The 15,500-nt window shown below is 47.7% G+C and carries 14 protein-coding genes; 11 read left to right on the top strand and 3 right to left on the bottom strand.

Going from position 1 to position 15,500, the window contains the following annotated elements; translation table 11 throughout:
• Positions 1-14: 14 nt before the first annotated feature.
• From NST47_RS25570 to corA, 8 genes are all read left to right on the top strand, one after another.
• A complete protein-coding gene (locus tag NST47_RS25570) occupies positions 15-1,640 on the top strand; it encodes an extracellular solute-binding protein (RefSeq protein ID WP_341157652.1) in 1,626 nt (541 codons plus the stop codon).
• A gap of 24 nt (positions 1,641-1,664) precedes the next feature.
• Positions 1,665-2,744, top strand: coding sequence for a Gfo/Idh/MocA family protein (locus NST47_RS25565; protein WP_341157651.1), 1,080 nt, complete (start codon positions 1,665-1,667; stop codon positions 2,742-2,744).
• 35 nt (positions 2,745-2,779) lie between these two features.
• Positions 2,780-3,763 (top strand): Gfo/Idh/MocA family protein, encoded by a 984-nt coding sequence (locus NST47_RS25560; RefSeq protein WP_341157650.1) that lies wholly within the window; start codon positions 2,780-2,782, stop codon positions 3,761-3,763.
• The gene (locus tag NST47_RS25555) at positions 3,756-4,736 is read left to right on the top strand and encodes a Gfo/Idh/MocA family protein (RefSeq protein WP_341157649.1); all 981 of its coding nucleotides are present in this window, start codon (positions 3,756-3,758) and stop codon (positions 4,734-4,736) included. The genes NST47_RS25560 and NST47_RS25555 overlap by 8 nt, the downstream gene beginning before the upstream one ends.
• Positions 4,737-4,806: 70 nt before the next feature.
• A complete protein-coding gene (locus tag NST47_RS25550; RefSeq protein WP_341157648.1) occupies positions 4,807-5,856 on the top strand; it encodes an aldose 1-epimerase family protein in 1,050 nt (349 codons plus the stop codon).
• Between the two features lie 45 nt (positions 5,857-5,901).
• Positions 5,902-6,993 carry a Gfo/Idh/MocA family protein gene (locus NST47_RS25545; protein ID WP_341157647.1) on the top strand — a complete coding sequence of 364 codons (1,092 nt, stop codon included), beginning with the start codon at positions 5,902-5,904 and terminating at the stop codon, positions 6,991-6,993.
• Complete coding sequence (locus tag NST47_RS25540; RefSeq protein WP_341157646.1) at positions 6,986-7,969, top strand: Gfo/Idh/MocA family protein; 984 nt, start codon at positions 6,986-6,988, stop codon at positions 7,967-7,969. The genes NST47_RS25545 and NST47_RS25540 overlap by 8 nt, the downstream gene beginning before the upstream one ends.
• A gap of 239 nt (positions 7,970-8,208) precedes the next feature.
• Entirely contained in the window at positions 8,209-9,138 is a 930-nt protein-coding gene (gene corA, locus NST47_RS25535) for a magnesium/cobalt transporter CorA (RefSeq protein ID WP_341157645.1), read from the top strand.
• Positions 9,139-9,152: 14 nt separating this feature from the next.
• Here the strand turns inward: corA and NST47_RS25530 are convergent, their stop codons facing one another.
• Positions 9,153-9,497, bottom strand: coding sequence for an SdpI family protein (locus NST47_RS25530; protein WP_341157644.1), 345 nt, complete (start codon positions 9,495-9,497; stop codon positions 9,153-9,155).
• Positions 9,498-9,767: 270 nt separating this feature from the next.
• Here NST47_RS25530 and NST47_RS25525 point away from each other — a divergent pair, with 270 nt between their 5' ends.
• Entirely contained in the window at positions 9,768-10,586 is an 819-nt protein-coding gene (locus tag NST47_RS25525; RefSeq protein WP_341157643.1) for a shikimate 5-dehydrogenase, read from the top strand.
• Between the two features lie 179 nt (positions 10,587-10,765).
• Positions 10,766-11,281, top strand: coding sequence for an acyl-CoA thioesterase (locus NST47_RS25520; RefSeq protein ID WP_341157642.1), 516 nt, complete (start codon positions 10,766-10,768; stop codon positions 11,279-11,281).
• 128 nt (positions 11,282-11,409) lie between these two features.
• Here NST47_RS25520 and hrpB read toward each other — a convergent pair whose 3' ends face one another.
• Together hrpB and NST47_RS25510 are read right to left on the bottom strand one after the other, a co-directional pair.
• Positions 11,410-13,941, bottom strand: a complete 2,532-nt coding sequence (hrpB, locus tag NST47_RS25515; protein ID WP_341157641.1) for an ATP-dependent helicase HrpB — start codon at positions 13,939-13,941, stop codon at positions 11,410-11,412.
• Positions 13,942-14,105: 164 nt separating this feature from the next.
• Positions 14,106-14,333: a 3-dehydroquinate dehydratase gene (locus tag NST47_RS25510; RefSeq protein ID WP_076236971.1), complete on the bottom strand. Its 228-nt coding sequence runs from the start codon at positions 14,331-14,333 to the stop codon at positions 14,106-14,108.
• A 295-nt stretch (positions 14,334-14,628) separates the two neighbouring features.
• Here NST47_RS25510 and NST47_RS25505 point away from each other — a divergent pair, with 295 nt between their 5' ends.
• Positions 14,629-15,474 (top strand): amidohydrolase family protein, encoded by an 846-nt coding sequence (locus tag NST47_RS25505; RefSeq protein ID WP_341157640.1) that lies wholly within the window; start codon positions 14,629-14,631, stop codon positions 15,472-15,474.
• The last annotated feature ends 26 nt before the right edge of the window (positions 15,475-15,500 follow it).

The raw sequence follows: 15,500 nt of genomic DNA, 5'->3' as shown, positions 1-15,500 counted from the left end.
AAGAGGGATGAACAATGAAATTTACACGAAAATGGGTTCCTGCATCCGTAGCCATGACTATAGCCGTAGCAACTCTCTCAGGCTGTACAGCAACAAATGAAGCCGTTCCCAATAGTAAAGAAGCTAAAGAAACGAAAGAGAATGGTAATGTTAATGCCACTGGCTTTCCTATTGTGAAGGAGCCGATAACGATACAAATGATGGGGGCCAAGGGTCCGCTGCATGCAGACTGGAACGACATGCTGATTTTTAAGGAATATGAGAAGAAGACTAATGTGAAGGTCGTGTTTGAGGCTGTACCGCAAACCGGCTATAAAGAAAAAAGAAATGTTAGAATTGCAAGCGGTGATTACCCGGAAGCTTTTTATCGTGCCACTCTTACTCCAGCCGACGAAGTCAACTATGGCTCCCAAGGGATATTAATTCCGCTTAACGGTTTAATCGACAAGTATGCCCCTAACTTTAAAGCCATTATGGAAAAGCATCCTGATGTAAGGAAAAGCATTACAGCACCAGACGGAAACATTTACTCCTTGCCGCAGCTTAATGAACAAATCGCTCCAAGGATAACTAAAAAACTGTGGATCAATAAGAAATGGCTGGATAAGTTAGGCTTGCCTGTCCCGACGACGATAGAAGAATATTACAAAACGCTTAAAGCGTTCAAAGAAAACGACATGAATGGAAACGGTAAAAACGATGAGCTTCCATGGACAGGAGACAAGTCTTTCGGCATGACTCCCGGCATGAGAGGTTCATGGGGGCTCGGTACAACAGGCGCCAGGGATAATGTGTATATTGATGAGGACCCCAATGGGAAGATTCGCTTTTTTGCAATGGACCCCAAGTATAAAGAGCTGCTCGAATTCCTTGCTCGTTTATTTAAAGAAGGCTTAATGGACAGGGAGGTATTTGCGCAGGAGGTACCGCAGTTTAATGCTAAATTATCACAAGGTTTGGCGGGATCGTTTCATGCAAGCAACCTGAATCAGGCTGGCAATGGGTATATGAACGATTATGTGCCGGTTCCGGCATTAAAAGGTCCTTATGGAGACCAGCTGTTTTCTAATGTGTCTCCATTTACGCAAAGCCAAGGGACCTTCGCGATTACGAGCAAAAATAAAAATCCCGAGGCTACTATGCGTTGGGTAGATTATTTCTATGGCGAAGAAGGAAGCAAATTTTTGCGGATGGGCATCGAGGGAGTTACTTATGAGAAGCTGCCGGATGGTGATATTCAGTACAAGGATGATATTCGCATCAATCCTAAATTGTCATTGGACCAAGCTGCCGGACAATTCTCAACATGGCCAGGTGGCGGTATACCGCAAATGGTGCTGCAAAAATATGATAAAACAGGCAATACGTTCCCAAGCTCGCTGGAAGCGGCCAAGCTGCTGGGTCCTAATATCTCCAAAAATATTTGGCCAAGCTTCATGTTTACCAAGGATGAGCAGGATCAGTTGAATGGATTGGAAAGTGATATCGCTACCTATGTCGCAGAACAGGAATTGAAATTTATTACTGGTGGGCAATCGTTTGATAGCTGGGATCAGTACGTCAATACGCTTAATAAAATGGGTGTGAAGGATTTACTCAAAATATATGAGGCTGCTGTTAATCGTTTCAAAAAAAATTAATGAAATAAAGGGGAAGGAAAAGCTATGTTGAAAAAACTGAAGTTTGGCATTATCGGATGTGGAGGTATCGCTGTCAATAAGCACTTGCCTAATTTATCTAAATTTCCCGAGGTTGAACTGAGCGCTTTCAGCGACGTATTTTTGGATAAAGCACAACAGGGAGCGGAGCGATTTGGGGCTGCGGATGCGTCTGTTTATACGGATTACAGGGAGCTCTTGGCCGATACGGATATAGATGTCATCCATGTATGTACGGCCAATGACAGCCACGCTGAGATTACGATTGCGGCTCTGGAAGCTGGCAAGCATGTATTGTGTGAAAAGCCGATGGCTATAAGTACTGCAGATGCCACACTTATGCTGGAGACAGCAAAGCGTACAGGAAAGAAACTGACGATTGGCTACAACAATCGGTTCCGTGCGGATAGCCAGCAACTGCACAAAATATGCCGCAGTGGCGACTTGGGTGACATCTACTTTGCTAAGGCACATGCAATCCGCCGGCGGGGCGTTCCGATCCGTGGGGTATTTCTGGACAAAGACAAGCAAGGAGGAGGTCCGTTAATTGATATCGGCACGCATGCCCTGGATTTGACCATGTGGATGATGGACAACTATAAACCCAAGATGGTCGTCGGCACCGCTTACCACAAGTTATCGCAAGTCGAAGAAGCAGCTAGAAACGGTGGATGGGATCCGGCAAGCTTCAAGGTTGAAGATTCCGCATTTGCCATGATCGTTATGGACAATGGAGCTACTATCATGCTGGAATCAAGCTGGGCGCTGAATATACGGCATGAGGGAGCAGCAAAGGTTACCTTGTGCGGTACCAAAGGCGGAGCCGATATGAGGGAAGGTCTGTGGATCAATGGCGAGGAACACGGAAAGCTGTTCGACAAAGAAGTTCTTATGGAGGGCACGAGTATTCCATCCTTTGATAAAGTCAGGAGTAAATCGATCGAACTGGAAATGAGGGTATGGCTCGACAGTATTTTGCATGATCAAGAGCTTGTCGTTAAACCGGAGCAAGCCTTAGTCGTTTCACAAATATTAGAAGCCGTGTACGAATCAGCTGAAACCGGGAAAGCGGTCTACTTCGCGTAAGCAGGCAAGGTCCATACAAGGGAGGGGACATGACGATGAAAGTGGCATTATTAGGCGGAGGCAATCTCGGGACACAATACGCGCAAAACCTTTGTGAAATCGGTAATATTGAAGTAACGGGAGTTTGCGACATTCAGGCTGAAGCTGCGGGCAAGCTGGCGGACCTATGTCGGACGGCTGCCTTTACTTCATATGAGGAAATGATGGCGAACGCCGAAGCGGACATCATTTGTATATGTCTGCCTACCTATATGCAAAAGGAGTATATCCTTAAAGCTATTAGTCAAGGCAAGCATGTTATCTGCGAGGCGCCTATGGGCGCTACAGCAGCCGAAGCAGAGGAAATGATGGCGATGGCGGCAGCGAAGGGTGTACAAATATTCGCAGGTTATGCCGAACGATTCTCACCGCACTACAAAAATATGAAGGATCAAATAGCAAAAGGAGCGATTGGGGATGTGGGGGTCGTCCATATCCAGCATTCCGGTCCGCATCCTCTGGGCTACAAGGATTGGTACAGCGATGAGAGCAAGAGCAAGGGGATCATCCTGCAAAGATTAATCCACGACATCTTCCTGATGCGCTGGCTGTTGGGTGAAGTCAGATCCGTTTATGCTATGCGCCGAACCGTGTCGGGGATTGACTATGCTCTCGTCACCTTACGATTTGGAAACGAACAGATTGTTAACCTCGCGGGCCATTGGGGCGACCCGGAGCCGTATCGCTGCCGAATAGAGGCGGCTGGAAATAAAGGTGTGATTCGTTATGACAGCAGAAATACGAATAGCTTCGAGCTGAAAAAAAAGCAAGGTTTGACGAATACGATCACAGGAGAAAGCTCGATGGTCCATAGTCCGTACTTTTATCAGCTAGAGCATGTTTTCAATTGTATAAGATCCGGTACAGCCTCGCAGGTTACTGCTGAGGATGCGCATCAGGCGCTCCAAATTGCCGAGGCAGCCATCCGTTCGGCACAGACCGGTATGCCTGTAGCTTGGGGAGGTACGAGCCATGGCTAAATTAAAGGTAGGGATGATCGGATTTGCCCATACGCATGCAGAAGGTGTTCTGCGTACGCTGGCCAACCATCCGGAAGTGGAGATTGTCGGGGTTGCGGATGAGAATCGCTCCTATGTCGAACCCTTCGATAAGAAGTACCCTTATTTCGCCAACTATAAGGAGCTGCTGGACACCGATGTCGAGGCTGTATTCATTTTCTCGGAAAATGTGCATCACGCTGCTTTAACCATCGATGCGGCGAAAGCCAAAAAGCATGTATTTTGCGAAAAACCGTTAGGCGTCTCCGTGGCAGAAATGGAAGACATGATTGCAGCCTGCAAAGAGAATGGCGTACAGCTGATGACGGGTTTTAATAATCGCTATGTTCAAGCTGTGATTCGCGCTAAGGAAGCTGTGGAGAGCGGTGAGATTGGTACTGTCATTGCGGTAAAAGGCACCAACAAGGGGGCTTTACCTCGACGTGATTGGTTTGTTGACCGGAATTTATCCGGTGGCGGGGCGATGCTGGACCATTCCGTCCATGTCATGGATCTATTCAACTGGATTTTGCAATCGAAGGTCATAGAGGTGTATGCGGAATGTGCTACGTTGTTCCACGATATTCCGATCGACGACTCAGGGATGATCCATTTCAAATATGAGAACGGGGTTATCGGCGTGCTGGATACAAGCTGGTCGAGGGTCAAAGCTTTTCCGATGAAACGGGATTTAACGTTGGAAATTATTGGGACAGCAGGAACGATCAACGTAGATGTCAGGAAGCTGAGCAACGAGGTTTACAGCAATTTGAGCGGCAACGCCGAATGGAGCGACTGGGGCGATAATCTAAACAAGCTCATCGTTGGCGACTTTGTTCACAGCATAAGAACAGGAATACCTGTGCCGATTACAGGGGAGGACGGCTTGCGCTCAGCGGCGATTTCTTTAGCTGCTTATGAATCCTCGAGACGGGGCCAGCCTGTCGTTAGTTAGTTAGCTAGTTGTGGCTGCCATCACGTTATTTGGAATAAAATATAAAATATCTCAACAAAGGAGTGACACGATGTTGAATATATATGGACAGCACGATAAACAGAGCCTTCTCGAGCATATCGCGGATATTCGTCAAATAGCCGGCTTTCAGCGAATGGAGCTGGTTGGAGGCAAAGGCAAGGGCAATGAGGTGATTCAGGTCCGCAATGGCTCCGGCCTGCAATTTCATATTGCAGTCAGCCGTGCTTTCGATATCGGAATGTGCGAATTTTACGGTATCCCGATCGCCTGGATGTCACAAAACGGGCCGGTTTCTCCCTTTTCCTACGAAAGAGATAATTGGAACCACAGCTTTGAAGGCGGTCTGCTTGCCACCTGCGGGTTGATCACGATGGGGAAACCGAGTATTGACGAGGGCCAAGCTTTCGGACCCCATGGGCGTATTTCTTCAACTGCGGCCGAGCTGCTGCAAACGGAAGGGCGTTGGCACGACGGGCAGTATGAACTGATCTTTCGCGGTCTTGTCCGTGAAAGTGCGGTGAATGGGGAAAACCTCACGATGGAGCGGACTATCGTTACGAGGCTTGGGGAGAACCGGATTTATATTACGGATAAGGTAACGAACGAATCGTTTCAGCCGGTTGAGCATCTGATGATGCATCACTTTAACTTCGGATTCCCGCTGATTGGCGAAAGCTGTGAGATTAACATACCGCCCGGTCCGAAAAGATGGATCAACGGGGAAGGTCCGACCGATGGTTGGAGCGGTTTCTCCGCACCGATGGACAATGGACAGCCTACCGTTATGCTGCATGAGGATGCTAGGGCCGATGAAGGTAACGTACGGGTTCAAATAAGCAATCAAGTTATACACAACGGACAAACGTGCAAGCTGACCTTGCAGCTGGATTACGACAAGGCTGCAAGTCCTTGCTTGACACAATGGAAGCATCCTGGTAAAGGTGCGTATGTATTAGGCATTGAACCGGGCAACGCGTCAACGGAAGGCCGGGCTGTTCACCGCGAACGGGGAACATTGCCGATGCTGGCGCCGGGAGAACAAAAGTCATATACATTTTGTATCGAGCTGCAGCTAAGTCAAGCTCAATCAAGCCTATAAGCGGAATCATTTGGGCTGCTGGAAATATGTGTGTGAGGAGGGTTTATGATTAAATTAGCCTTAATTGGAATTTGTGGGACTGATGCATGCTATATGCAGCACCTGCTAAGCATGGAGCATACCGACATCGTTGGCGTTTATGATGAGCAACCCGAAAGGGCTTCTGAATGGGCTGAGCGGTGCGGATGCCCGGCTTTCGCATCGTATGAGGAACTGGATGCAGCCTTGCCTGCAAACGCAGTTTGCGTGTGTACAGGTCTGTCATTGGACAGCCAGAAGCCATATCTATTACAGGCGTTAGCCAGTGGTCGGCATGTGATTGCGCGGATGCCGGAGGCTGTTGGAGCGGAGGATATTCAAGACATGCTGGATGCTGCCCAGGCGCATGGGGGGCGGTTGCTGTTTAGCCGCCCGGAGCGATTTTATTACCATAACATGGACTTGAAAAAACGCATCGGGGCCGGAGCGATCGGCCGTATCGGCATGGTCAACGTCAAGCGTTACTGTCCGCTGCCTTCAGCGGATGTTTGTCGGGATGGTGCCGATACAGATGGCGTACGTTGGACAGGCAGACTGAACGACGAGACAATCGAAGGCGCCAAGAGCAGTGCATTGCACCGTCTTGCTCTGATCGATATCGATCTGCTGCGCTGGACGATCGGCGAAGTGGCGACCGTGTATGCGATGCGTACGGCGACCGAACGGTTGGATTACGTCCTTGTGACGCTTAAATTTGATAATGGGGCGATTGCTAACATTGAAGCGTACTGGGGTTATCCCGGAACCTATGCTTCAGCAGTCGAGTACGCCGGCTCTAAAGGAGTTATTCGTTACGACAGCCGCAAAACAAACGGGCTGCACATTCATAAAGCAGCGGATACAGTGTCATCGCAGCCGGTGAGGACTGAATGTAGCCCCTCCTTCCGTCATCCGGAATATGATGAGCTTGTTCATTTGATAAGCTACATAAGGGATGGCAGCGAGCCGTTGATGACCGCCGAGGATGCTTGCTCAACGCTGAGAGTAGTCATTGCAGCGGAACAATCGCTGCGTACGGGGCAGCCGGTGGAATTAGCATCTGCAAGCGCTGCCGATATGGTTAGCGGAGAAGCTCGTGGAGGTGGAGACCTTGCATAAAGTGAAAGTAGGAATGATCAGCTTCGCCCATCTTCATGCCGTCAGTTATTTACAGGCGTTAGCGTTGCGCCGGGATGTGGAACTGGTCGGAATCGCCGACGAAAACCGGCAGCGCGTAGAACCGTTTATTCAGCAGTATCAACTTCCGTATTTTGCGGATTATCGCGAGCTGCTTGCGGGAGATGCCGATGTGGTCATCATCAGCTCTGAAAACTCCAGACACGCGCAAATGACGATCGAAGCAGCACAGCATAAGAAACATGTGTTATGCGAGAAACCTCTCGGTCTTACCAAAGAAGAAATGCGCCGGATGATCGAAGCATGTGAAGCGAACGGCGTTCAATTGATGACTTCTTTTCCAAATCGCTACATTCCGATGATCGTTGCCGCCAAGCAGGCTATTGACCGCGGAGAAATCGGTCGGATAGTAGCTGTCAAAGCAACAAATAAAGGTGAAATGATCGGTGGCTGGTTCAACGACCCAACGTTGTCCGGTGGTGGCGCACTGATTGATCATACGGTACATGTCATGGATTTGTTGAATTGGATACTTCGCTCGCGGGCGGTGGAAGTGTACGCTGAATCGGGCAGCTTGTTTCATGGCATCGCAATTGATGACGCGGCGATGGTTCACGTCAAATATGAGAACGGGATCATCGCCGCTTTGGATGCAAGCTGGTCGCGTACGCACGCCTTTCCTTATAAACGTGATTTAACTATGGAAATAATCGGTACGGACGGTATGATTTCTATCGATTATTTTGCCCAGATCAATGAAGTATACAGCGAAGCAACGGGTCATGCCGAGTGGAGCTACTGGGGTGATAATAAGGATGAGATGCTGATTGCCGATTTTATTCATTGTATACAAGCAGGGAAGACTGTATCTGTTACCGGAAAAGACGGGTATAATTCAACAGTGATCGCATTGGCCGCATACGAATCGATCCGTCTAAAAAAACCGGTGAGCCTATAACTGGTTAATCGCTCAGGAGGGGCCGGACGCAGTGATCGGTGAAATCAAAGGTGGAGGTACCGCTCGCTATGCTGAGGGGGACCCGCCTTTTTTTTACGATCAAACCGGCTTAGAGACGAATTTGTTTCCGCCTGGATATTTAAATCTAGACTGCAAGACGTAACTTTATCGCATTTAGAGTGATATAATGAGTTGAGAACTCGGCCTAACAAGAAAACACAGGCTGACGGAGGATACTTATGCTGATTTATAATACTTTGTCCCATCAAACAACTACAGAAAAAGTAAGAAAACCAGCGGACCATGAAATGGTCTGGATTCGCCTGTGTAACCCGGAGTCATCCGAAACCAAGCATGTATTATCTGACTTACTGGAGAGTCATCATCTTCTGGTAGAGGATTGTATCCAGCTGCATGGACGCCCCAAAATGGATAGATACAAAAACAATATTTTCATTTCATTTTTTGCTATCAATGGGCAGTATGATCCTATGGAAATCGCCTTGGTAATCGGAAAAAACTATGTCGTAACCGTCTATAAGGATGATATTCCACTGCTTGACAGCTTATATGAGGAATTTAAAGAAATTGAGGGAAGAATGACGTTCCCTGCTCAGATTCTGTACCATATTATGGACAGGTGTGTGGATGAATACGTTCAAGTTATAGATCACATTGAAGATAAGGTGGAAACATGGGAAGAGGCCATTCATGATGATCCCTACGCCCCAATATCCCGTGAAATTTTCCAATTAAAGCGCATCACACATAACCTTCGCCGGGTTTTCGTTGAAGAAAGAACCGTGATAGGAACGATCAGCCATCAAAGCTTTCCGTATTCCCATCCTGAGGCCGATGTTTATTTCGCAGATATTTTCGATCACATCTCACGGGTTGTGGATTCCATCGATATGTACCGTGAATCGCTGACGGGCTTGCTGGAAATGCAGGTGAGTATGAAATCGGATCGCATGAATGAAACGATGAAAACACTTACCGTCATCAGCACGATATTCCTTCCGTTAACTTTTGTCGCTGGCGTGTATGGTATGAATTTTAAAGATATTCCGGAATTAGACTGGAGCTTCGGGTATCTCTATGTGTGGATTCTAATGGCCGCGATCATGGTGGGAATGCTGTTTTTTTTCAAAAGCAAAAAGTGGATGTAGCCCTTGTGATTTGTTTATTTGTCTAATTGCTTCAATCTACGCTCTACTTGGATAAACATCATAATGATTAGCAAAAGCATCATACCCACTATTGAAAATATGGCGGCGACCTGATATTTGACTCCGAGACCCAGGCCAACCAAGCATCCAGCCACAATCATTACATAACCATTATTTATCATAATTTTCGAGCTATATTGATTCGCTTCGTTCCATAAGTCCATGTTTTTCATTGAGCGAGGAGTCCGATACCCATAAATGGCATTAATGTTCTTAGGGGGCTTATGCTTTAATAATTGCCCGGATAGAATGAAGATGATGCCGATTAACAAAGGGAAACCAATACTTATAAACATCATGTAAAGCACCTCCTTTGATGAACAACTGCCGACTTTTAAATTGCCCATAATGTTACTTTCTTTCAACAGTTGTATGGTTATTGTAACAAATTATCAGTTCGAAAAACATAGACTATCAGGTGCGACCTTAGATGAAGCGAACTTGTAATCTATGAAGAGGCTGAATACAATAAGAAGAATGAATCTCATATATATGCACACTGACTGAATATGTGCACAGAATGATGACATCAACAGCATGCAAATTGCTTAAACGGGAGGTAATTCATTATGAACGCGGCGATTAATAAAGACACTCAACTATGCATGTCTCTGGCAGGAAGGCCGGGCAACTTTGGTACCCGTTTTCACAATTTTTTGTACAACGAGTTGAATCTTAATTTCATTTACAAAGCATTTACCACGAATGATTTGCAAGCGACTATCGGTGGCATTCGATCCATGGGAATACGTGGTTGCGCTATCTCCATGCCCTACAAAGAAGCCTGTATCCCATTTATTGATGAGATGGATGAGTCTGCAGCAGCTATCGAATCTGTTAATACCATTGTGAATGACCAAGGCCGATTAAAGGCCTATAATACCGATTATATAGCGGTTTCGCAATTGCTGAGCCAGCATAATGTGCGGCGTGAGAGTGTATTTGCTCTACGTGGAAGCGGCGGTATGGCCAAAGCTGTCTTATGTGCGCTGCGTGATGCAGGCTTTGGTTCAGGTTTTGTTGTTGCCAGGAACGAAGTGGCTGGCCGTGCATTGGCACAAGCTTATGGATATGAGTGGACGGATGATCTGGGAATGCTTCGTCCGGATTTGTTGGTAAATGTGACACCTGTTGGGATGGCTGGTGGTTTAGAGGCTGACGATTTGTCATTTGAACCCGATCTGATCGATAAGGCTGAGACTGTATTTGATGTGGTAGCGCTCCCTGCCGAGACTCCGCTGATCCGTCATGCAAGGCTAAAAAGTAAGAAAGTGATTACGGGTGCGGAGGTTTTTGCTATTCAGGCATTGGAGCAATTCATTCTGTATACAGGTGTACGCCCAACCGATGAGCAGTTCAAAAGAGCGGCAGCATACGCCCGTGGCTAATATTCACGTGAGACGCTTTGACCCATGTCTAAATAAAACCGTTCTGGACCTGGGTGTGTTGGAAATTCATACGGATGAGGTTGTACCTGATTGTGAAAGGTAGCAGCGTTATAGCCAGCTTTTAACGGATATGATATGTTAGGGTAGATAAAGTTCAGAAGAAAAAAGGAGCTAAATTTATGGAGCAGCAGCGATTTGTCAAGGAGTCCCGTTCCTACAAAACAGCACGGGTATTTCCAGTTGATGTCAACAACAACAACACCTTGTTTGGTGGAAAACTAATGGCGTATATCGATGATATCGCCTCAATTGCAGCGTCAAAGCATTCACGATGTTCAGTTGTGACGGCTTCAACGGATTCGGTTGACTTTTTGCTGCCGATTAACCCAAGTGATGCCGTTTCCTTGGAGTCTTTCGTTACCTGGACGGGAACAAGCTCGATGGAGGTTTTTGTAAAAGTAGTAACCGAGGATTTGAAGACGGGAGAGCGCAATATCGCGGCGACTTCGTTTTTGACCTTCGTTGCTTTTGATGAAAATAGAAAAACGGCCAAGGTTCCATCTGTTATTCCGGAGAGCGAGGAAGAGAAGCAGCTGCACGAGACGGCTTTCAAACGGGCGGAGATGAGAAAAGCTCGCAGGGAAGAAAGTAAAAAGTTTGCCCATTACCTGATCACCAAGTTCCCTTGGGAGTAACCATACATACGAGTTGTTTCCTTTGTAAAAAAATTCCAAAAGACAAAACAAGACCAGATCGGCATCGCCAATCTGGTCTTGTTTTGTCATGAGCTGTTGTCTAGCTTGTTTGAACTGATTATATTCAATTATTGTAAATTTTTGGGGCGTACCCGGCTGGTGGGCATCGCAACGAGCGGATCATCGGGCCAGTAATGCTTCGGATAACGACCCTTAAGATCTTTTTTGACCTCGAAATACGTATGTCGCCAAAAGCTTGCCAAATCGCTCGTTACCTGAACAGGGCGTTGGGCAGGTGACAACAGCTGAAGCCGTATTGGGACTCGACCCCCTCCAATGCGCGGAGTTTGCTCCAATCCGAATAGTTCCTGCAGCCGAACGGATAAGGTAGGGATATCAGGATCGCTGTAATCGACGGAAATCCGTGAACCGCTTGGGACGGTGATATGCGTTGGAGCCGATTCGTCCAATGCGCGGCGCTGCTCCCACGACAGCATGGACTCCAGTATGGAGAACATATTCAGCCGCTGAAGGTCGCTGCGGTTTTTGAACCCATGCAGATGCGGAGCCAGCCAATCGTAAATATTCATGATAAGTGCAGGGTCCGCCACGTCAGGCCAATCGGTATCATAATGATTCATAAACTGGAGACGCTCACGTAATTGAAGAGATGCTTTTGTCCAAGGCAGCAGGCCTAAACCTTCCTTGACAATTCCGCTGACTAAAGCACGGTGTACATCCTCCTGATCAGGTGAGTGGTTTGGGACATCCTTGATAAGGATAGCACCCATACGTATAGAATGGCGGGAACGGACGGCCTGTACAGTGGGATCCCATACGGTAACGGTATCCCGTTCGATACTTTGGCTAAAATGCTGCTCCAGCTCTTCCCATTCAACCGGAGCAGCCAAATAAATCCGGCTGTCGGTGCCTTGATCATCAAGCTCCACAGTTACAATATAAGGTGAGTTGGCTAGCGGCTGCATATGCATAAACTGTGCTCCGCGTCCGCTGCTTAACAGAAAGCCTCCCTGTGATCTACGCTGCCCGATTCGATCGGGAAACGCAAAGGCCAGCAGCAGACCACAGTGATGCACATCCTCTGGTTGGCTTGCAACCTGAATATGCAGCTCTCTTTTCCATTGGCCAGCTTCCATCCATATACGTTTGCAGGCGGCAGCATCTACGGTAAAATCCTCATAGAATAAGGGTCCAGACGAGTAATCCTTTGACTTCATGGTCCTTCGAAGTGCCTCTACGCGCAACCGCAAGTCTGCATTCGGAGCTGCAGCATCACCCTTTAAGAAGTCCCGCTCATTGAGCAGGGCAGCTAGCTCGCAAGCCAGCTCTCCATATCCAAGCGGAATTGCCTTAAGCAGCATATGTGCCAAGCGTGGATGAAGTCCAAGACCTGCCATACGCCGACCCTCGGTTGTAATTGATCCGTCCTGGTTCAATGCTCCTAATTGGACAAGCAGCGAACGAGCCTGAACGAATGCAGCCCGTGGTGGAGAGTCAAGCCACGTCAGCTCAGTAGGCTCGGTTACACCCCAAGCCGCCAGCTCCAGAGCCAGGGGAGCCAGATCAGCCTCTGCTATTTCCGGCTTGCTAAGCGGTTGGAGCTGACGATGGTCGGCTTCCGTCCAAAGGCGGTAGCAGGTTCCTGGACCGAGGCGGCCGGCTCGTCCCCTGCGCTGGTCCGCCGATGCCAGAGATACCGGAACGGTTTCCAGACGGGTCATCCCGGTGCGCGGTGAGAAGCGGGGAACACGGCTCAGGCCGCTGTCAATGACAATCCCGATTCCATCAACCGTAAGGCTCGACTCAGCGATGGAGGTGGTAAGCACAATTTTACGTTCATTCGCTTGACCTCGGGAGATAGCTTTATCCTGACTTTCTTGTGGCAAGGAACCGTGCAGTGGGGTAATCTGAACCAGCGGACCGAGCTGCAGCTCGCGCAGTCTTGCTTCGATTCGTCTGATTTCTCCTGTTCCTGGAACAAACACAAGCATATTGCCATGCTCATGCCGCTCGAGCGCTTGGACTATTGCGCGTACAACCGTCTGCTCAATGCGTCCCTCAGGTTTTCGGTCCAAATAATGGGTAGCTACTTCAAAGCTTCGCCCTTCGCTAATCAGGATTGGCGCATCGTTCATCAATCCGGCAACGGCTTGGGCGTCCAGTGTTGCCGACATCACGATGATACGTAAATCGTCACGAAGCAAAGCCTGTGCCTGCAAGCACAAGGCAAGTCCAAGATCTGCGTGAAGGCTGCGCTCGTGAAATTCGTCGAAGATGACAGCACCTACGCCCTCCAGGCTGGGGTCCTGCTGAAGCATCCGGGTAAGAACACCTTCCGTAATGACTTCGATTCGTGTAGAGGGGCCTACACGGGTGTCCATTCGAACCCGATAACCAACGGTCTCACCAACCTGCTGATGAAGTGATGCGGCCATGTAGCGGGCAGCAGTACGGGCAGCGAGGCGGCGCGGCTCGAGCACCAGGATTCGCTGCTTTGCGAATAGGGGCTCGTCCAGCAGAGCCAGCGGGACACGTGTTGTTTTGCCTGCTCCGGGCGGGGCCACCAGCACAATGGCCGAGTGAACTTGTAAAGTTTCTTTTAATTGAGGAAGAATCGAATCTATGGGCAAAATGGTCATTCTATCACTCCAGCTGTTCTTATGTATGCAAGAATTATAACAGAATCCGATACAATTCACCTGCAAATGGGGACGTGTATGTAATAAACAACAAAGAAGCCGCAGCAGCAGCTTCTTAATTTGTAATATGTATGGTTGGGTAACAGAGAAGGCTTTACCGTAGTTTAATAGAGCGATAAAGCCAGAGAGTCAGTTTCGTTGTAAGAATGAAGAATCGCTTCGCATCCGACAATTTCGATGCTAATTAAGGAGTCGAGACATTTTTTAATTGCTCTTTTTCCTTTTACTACTTTGGATTCAAGAGCAGAAACAAGAAGATTCAGTTTCTTTTTGTTCTTTTCATCGGAGTAAACAGGCACCTTTTTATTCTGTACTGTTATGAACAATTTCATTACGCTCACCCGCCTAATAATTGGATATAATACATAGTATATATGATCATCATTAAAATAACCTTAAAATCATTGTACAATTTTGCGATATTTTCATTAATTTTGTTCACCAAGTTGTTTCGATACAATTAATTACCCAACTTATAGCTTTTGAAACAGCAAAATATCAATTATTTTGTAAAAAGTATGGAACACCTGAAGTCATTGTAAAACCGTTTGGTTCTATTGTAATATAATGGCTAAGAGATTAACAGAACTCTGCAAAAAGAGCAGCGAATGAGGGAGGTCACGCAGGTTGAGAGTAGACGCACATCAGCATTATTGGCAATTGGCACGTGGAGACTACGATTGGACCAAAGAGGATGGAGAAATATTGCACCGGGATTATTTTCCTGCCGATCTGTCAGAGCATTTGGCACGCACTCAGATTGACAAGACGATTGTTGTACAGGCAGCTCCGACAATGAAGGATACGGAATTTATGCTTGAGCTGGCACAGCACAACGACTCTATTGCGGGTGTTGTCGGTTGGCTGGATCTGGAGCACAAGGATTTTCGTGAGCAATATGAATCGTTACGAAAACAGTCCAAATTGGTTGGAATTCGTATTATGATTCAAATCATGGAGGACGCTGATGCGGTTCTGCGCCCCGCAAGTTTACAAGCGCTGAAGTTTTTGGAGGCCGAGAATTTTCCGGTCGATCTGCTGATGCGTTCACACCAGCTGCCGACTGTGCTGAAATTACTGCAGCAGGTACCTGATCTTCGTGGGGTTATTGACCATATCGCCAAGCCAGTTATTGCACAGGAACAGTGGGAGCCTTGGGCTTCACAACTGGATGAAATTGCCTCTTATCCGTCGATAACCTGCAAGCTGTCGGGGATGGTAACAGAAGCCGATCATCATACTTGGACGACAGAGCAGGTGACTCCTTATATCCATCATATAGTAAAAGCTTTTGGCACAGAGCGTGTGATGTTTGGCAGTGATTGGCCTGTCTGTCTGCTGGCGGCCAGCTATGAACGAGTGGTGAGTCTGGTAGAGGAAGCCTTGTCAGGCGGGATAACAGAATCGGAAAAAACGGCGATATTCGGCCATAACGCCCTGCGTTTTTACAAGCTGGAGCATTTGCTTCGTTAGGTTATCAAGTTCTGCCCGATGTATCA

The sequence above is a fragment of the Paenibacillus sp. FSL H8-0034 genome (genome assembly GCF_038000305.1).
Classification (GTDB): domain Bacteria; phylum Bacillota; class Bacilli; order Paenibacillales; family NBRC-103111; genus Paenibacillus_S.
Note: the sequence above shows the minus strand (reverse complement) of the source record. Positions and strands in the feature narration are given on the sequence as shown.

Excerpts from the sequence above, each read along its gene's own strand:
- NST47_RS25520 (WP_341157642.1), top strand. The coding sequence starts at position 10,766 with ATGGAGCAGCAGCGATTTGTCAAGGAGTCCCGTTCCTACAAAACAGCA.
- hrpB (WP_341157641.1), bottom strand. The coding sequence starts at position 13,941 with ATGACCATTTTGCCCATAGATTCGATTCTTCCTCAATTAAAAGAAACT.
- NST47_RS25545 (WP_341157647.1), top strand. The coding sequence starts at position 5,902 with ATGATTAAATTAGCCTTAATTGGAATTTGTGGGACTGATGCATGCTAT.
- NST47_RS25570 (WP_341157652.1), top strand. The coding sequence starts at position 15 with ATGAAATTTACACGAAAATGGGTTCCTGCATCCGTAGCCATGACTATA.
- NST47_RS25510 (WP_076236971.1), bottom strand. The coding sequence starts at position 14,333 with ATGAAATTGTTCATAACAGTACAGAATAAAAAGGTGCCTGTTTACTCC.
- corA (WP_341157645.1), top strand. The coding sequence starts at position 8,209 with ATGCTGATTTATAATACTTTGTCCCATCAAACAACTACAGAAAAAGTA.
- NST47_RS25560 (WP_341157650.1), top strand. The coding sequence starts at position 2,780 with ATGAAAGTGGCATTATTAGGCGGAGGCAATCTCGGGACACAATACGCG.
- NST47_RS25565 (WP_341157651.1), top strand. The coding sequence starts at position 1,665 with ATGTTGAAAAAACTGAAGTTTGGCATTATCGGATGTGGAGGTATCGCT.
- NST47_RS25550 (WP_341157648.1), top strand. The coding sequence starts at position 4,807 with ATGTTGAATATATATGGACAGCACGATAAACAGAGCCTTCTCGAGCAT.
- NST47_RS25530 (WP_341157644.1), bottom strand. The coding sequence starts at position 9,497 with ATGATGTTTATAAGTATTGGTTTCCCTTTGTTAATCGGCATCATCTTC.
- NST47_RS25555 (WP_341157649.1), top strand. The coding sequence starts at position 3,756 with ATGGCTAAATTAAAGGTAGGGATGATCGGATTTGCCCATACGCATGCA.
- NST47_RS25525 (WP_341157643.1), top strand. The coding sequence starts at position 9,768 with ATGAACGCGGCGATTAATAAAGACACTCAACTATGCATGTCTCTGGCA.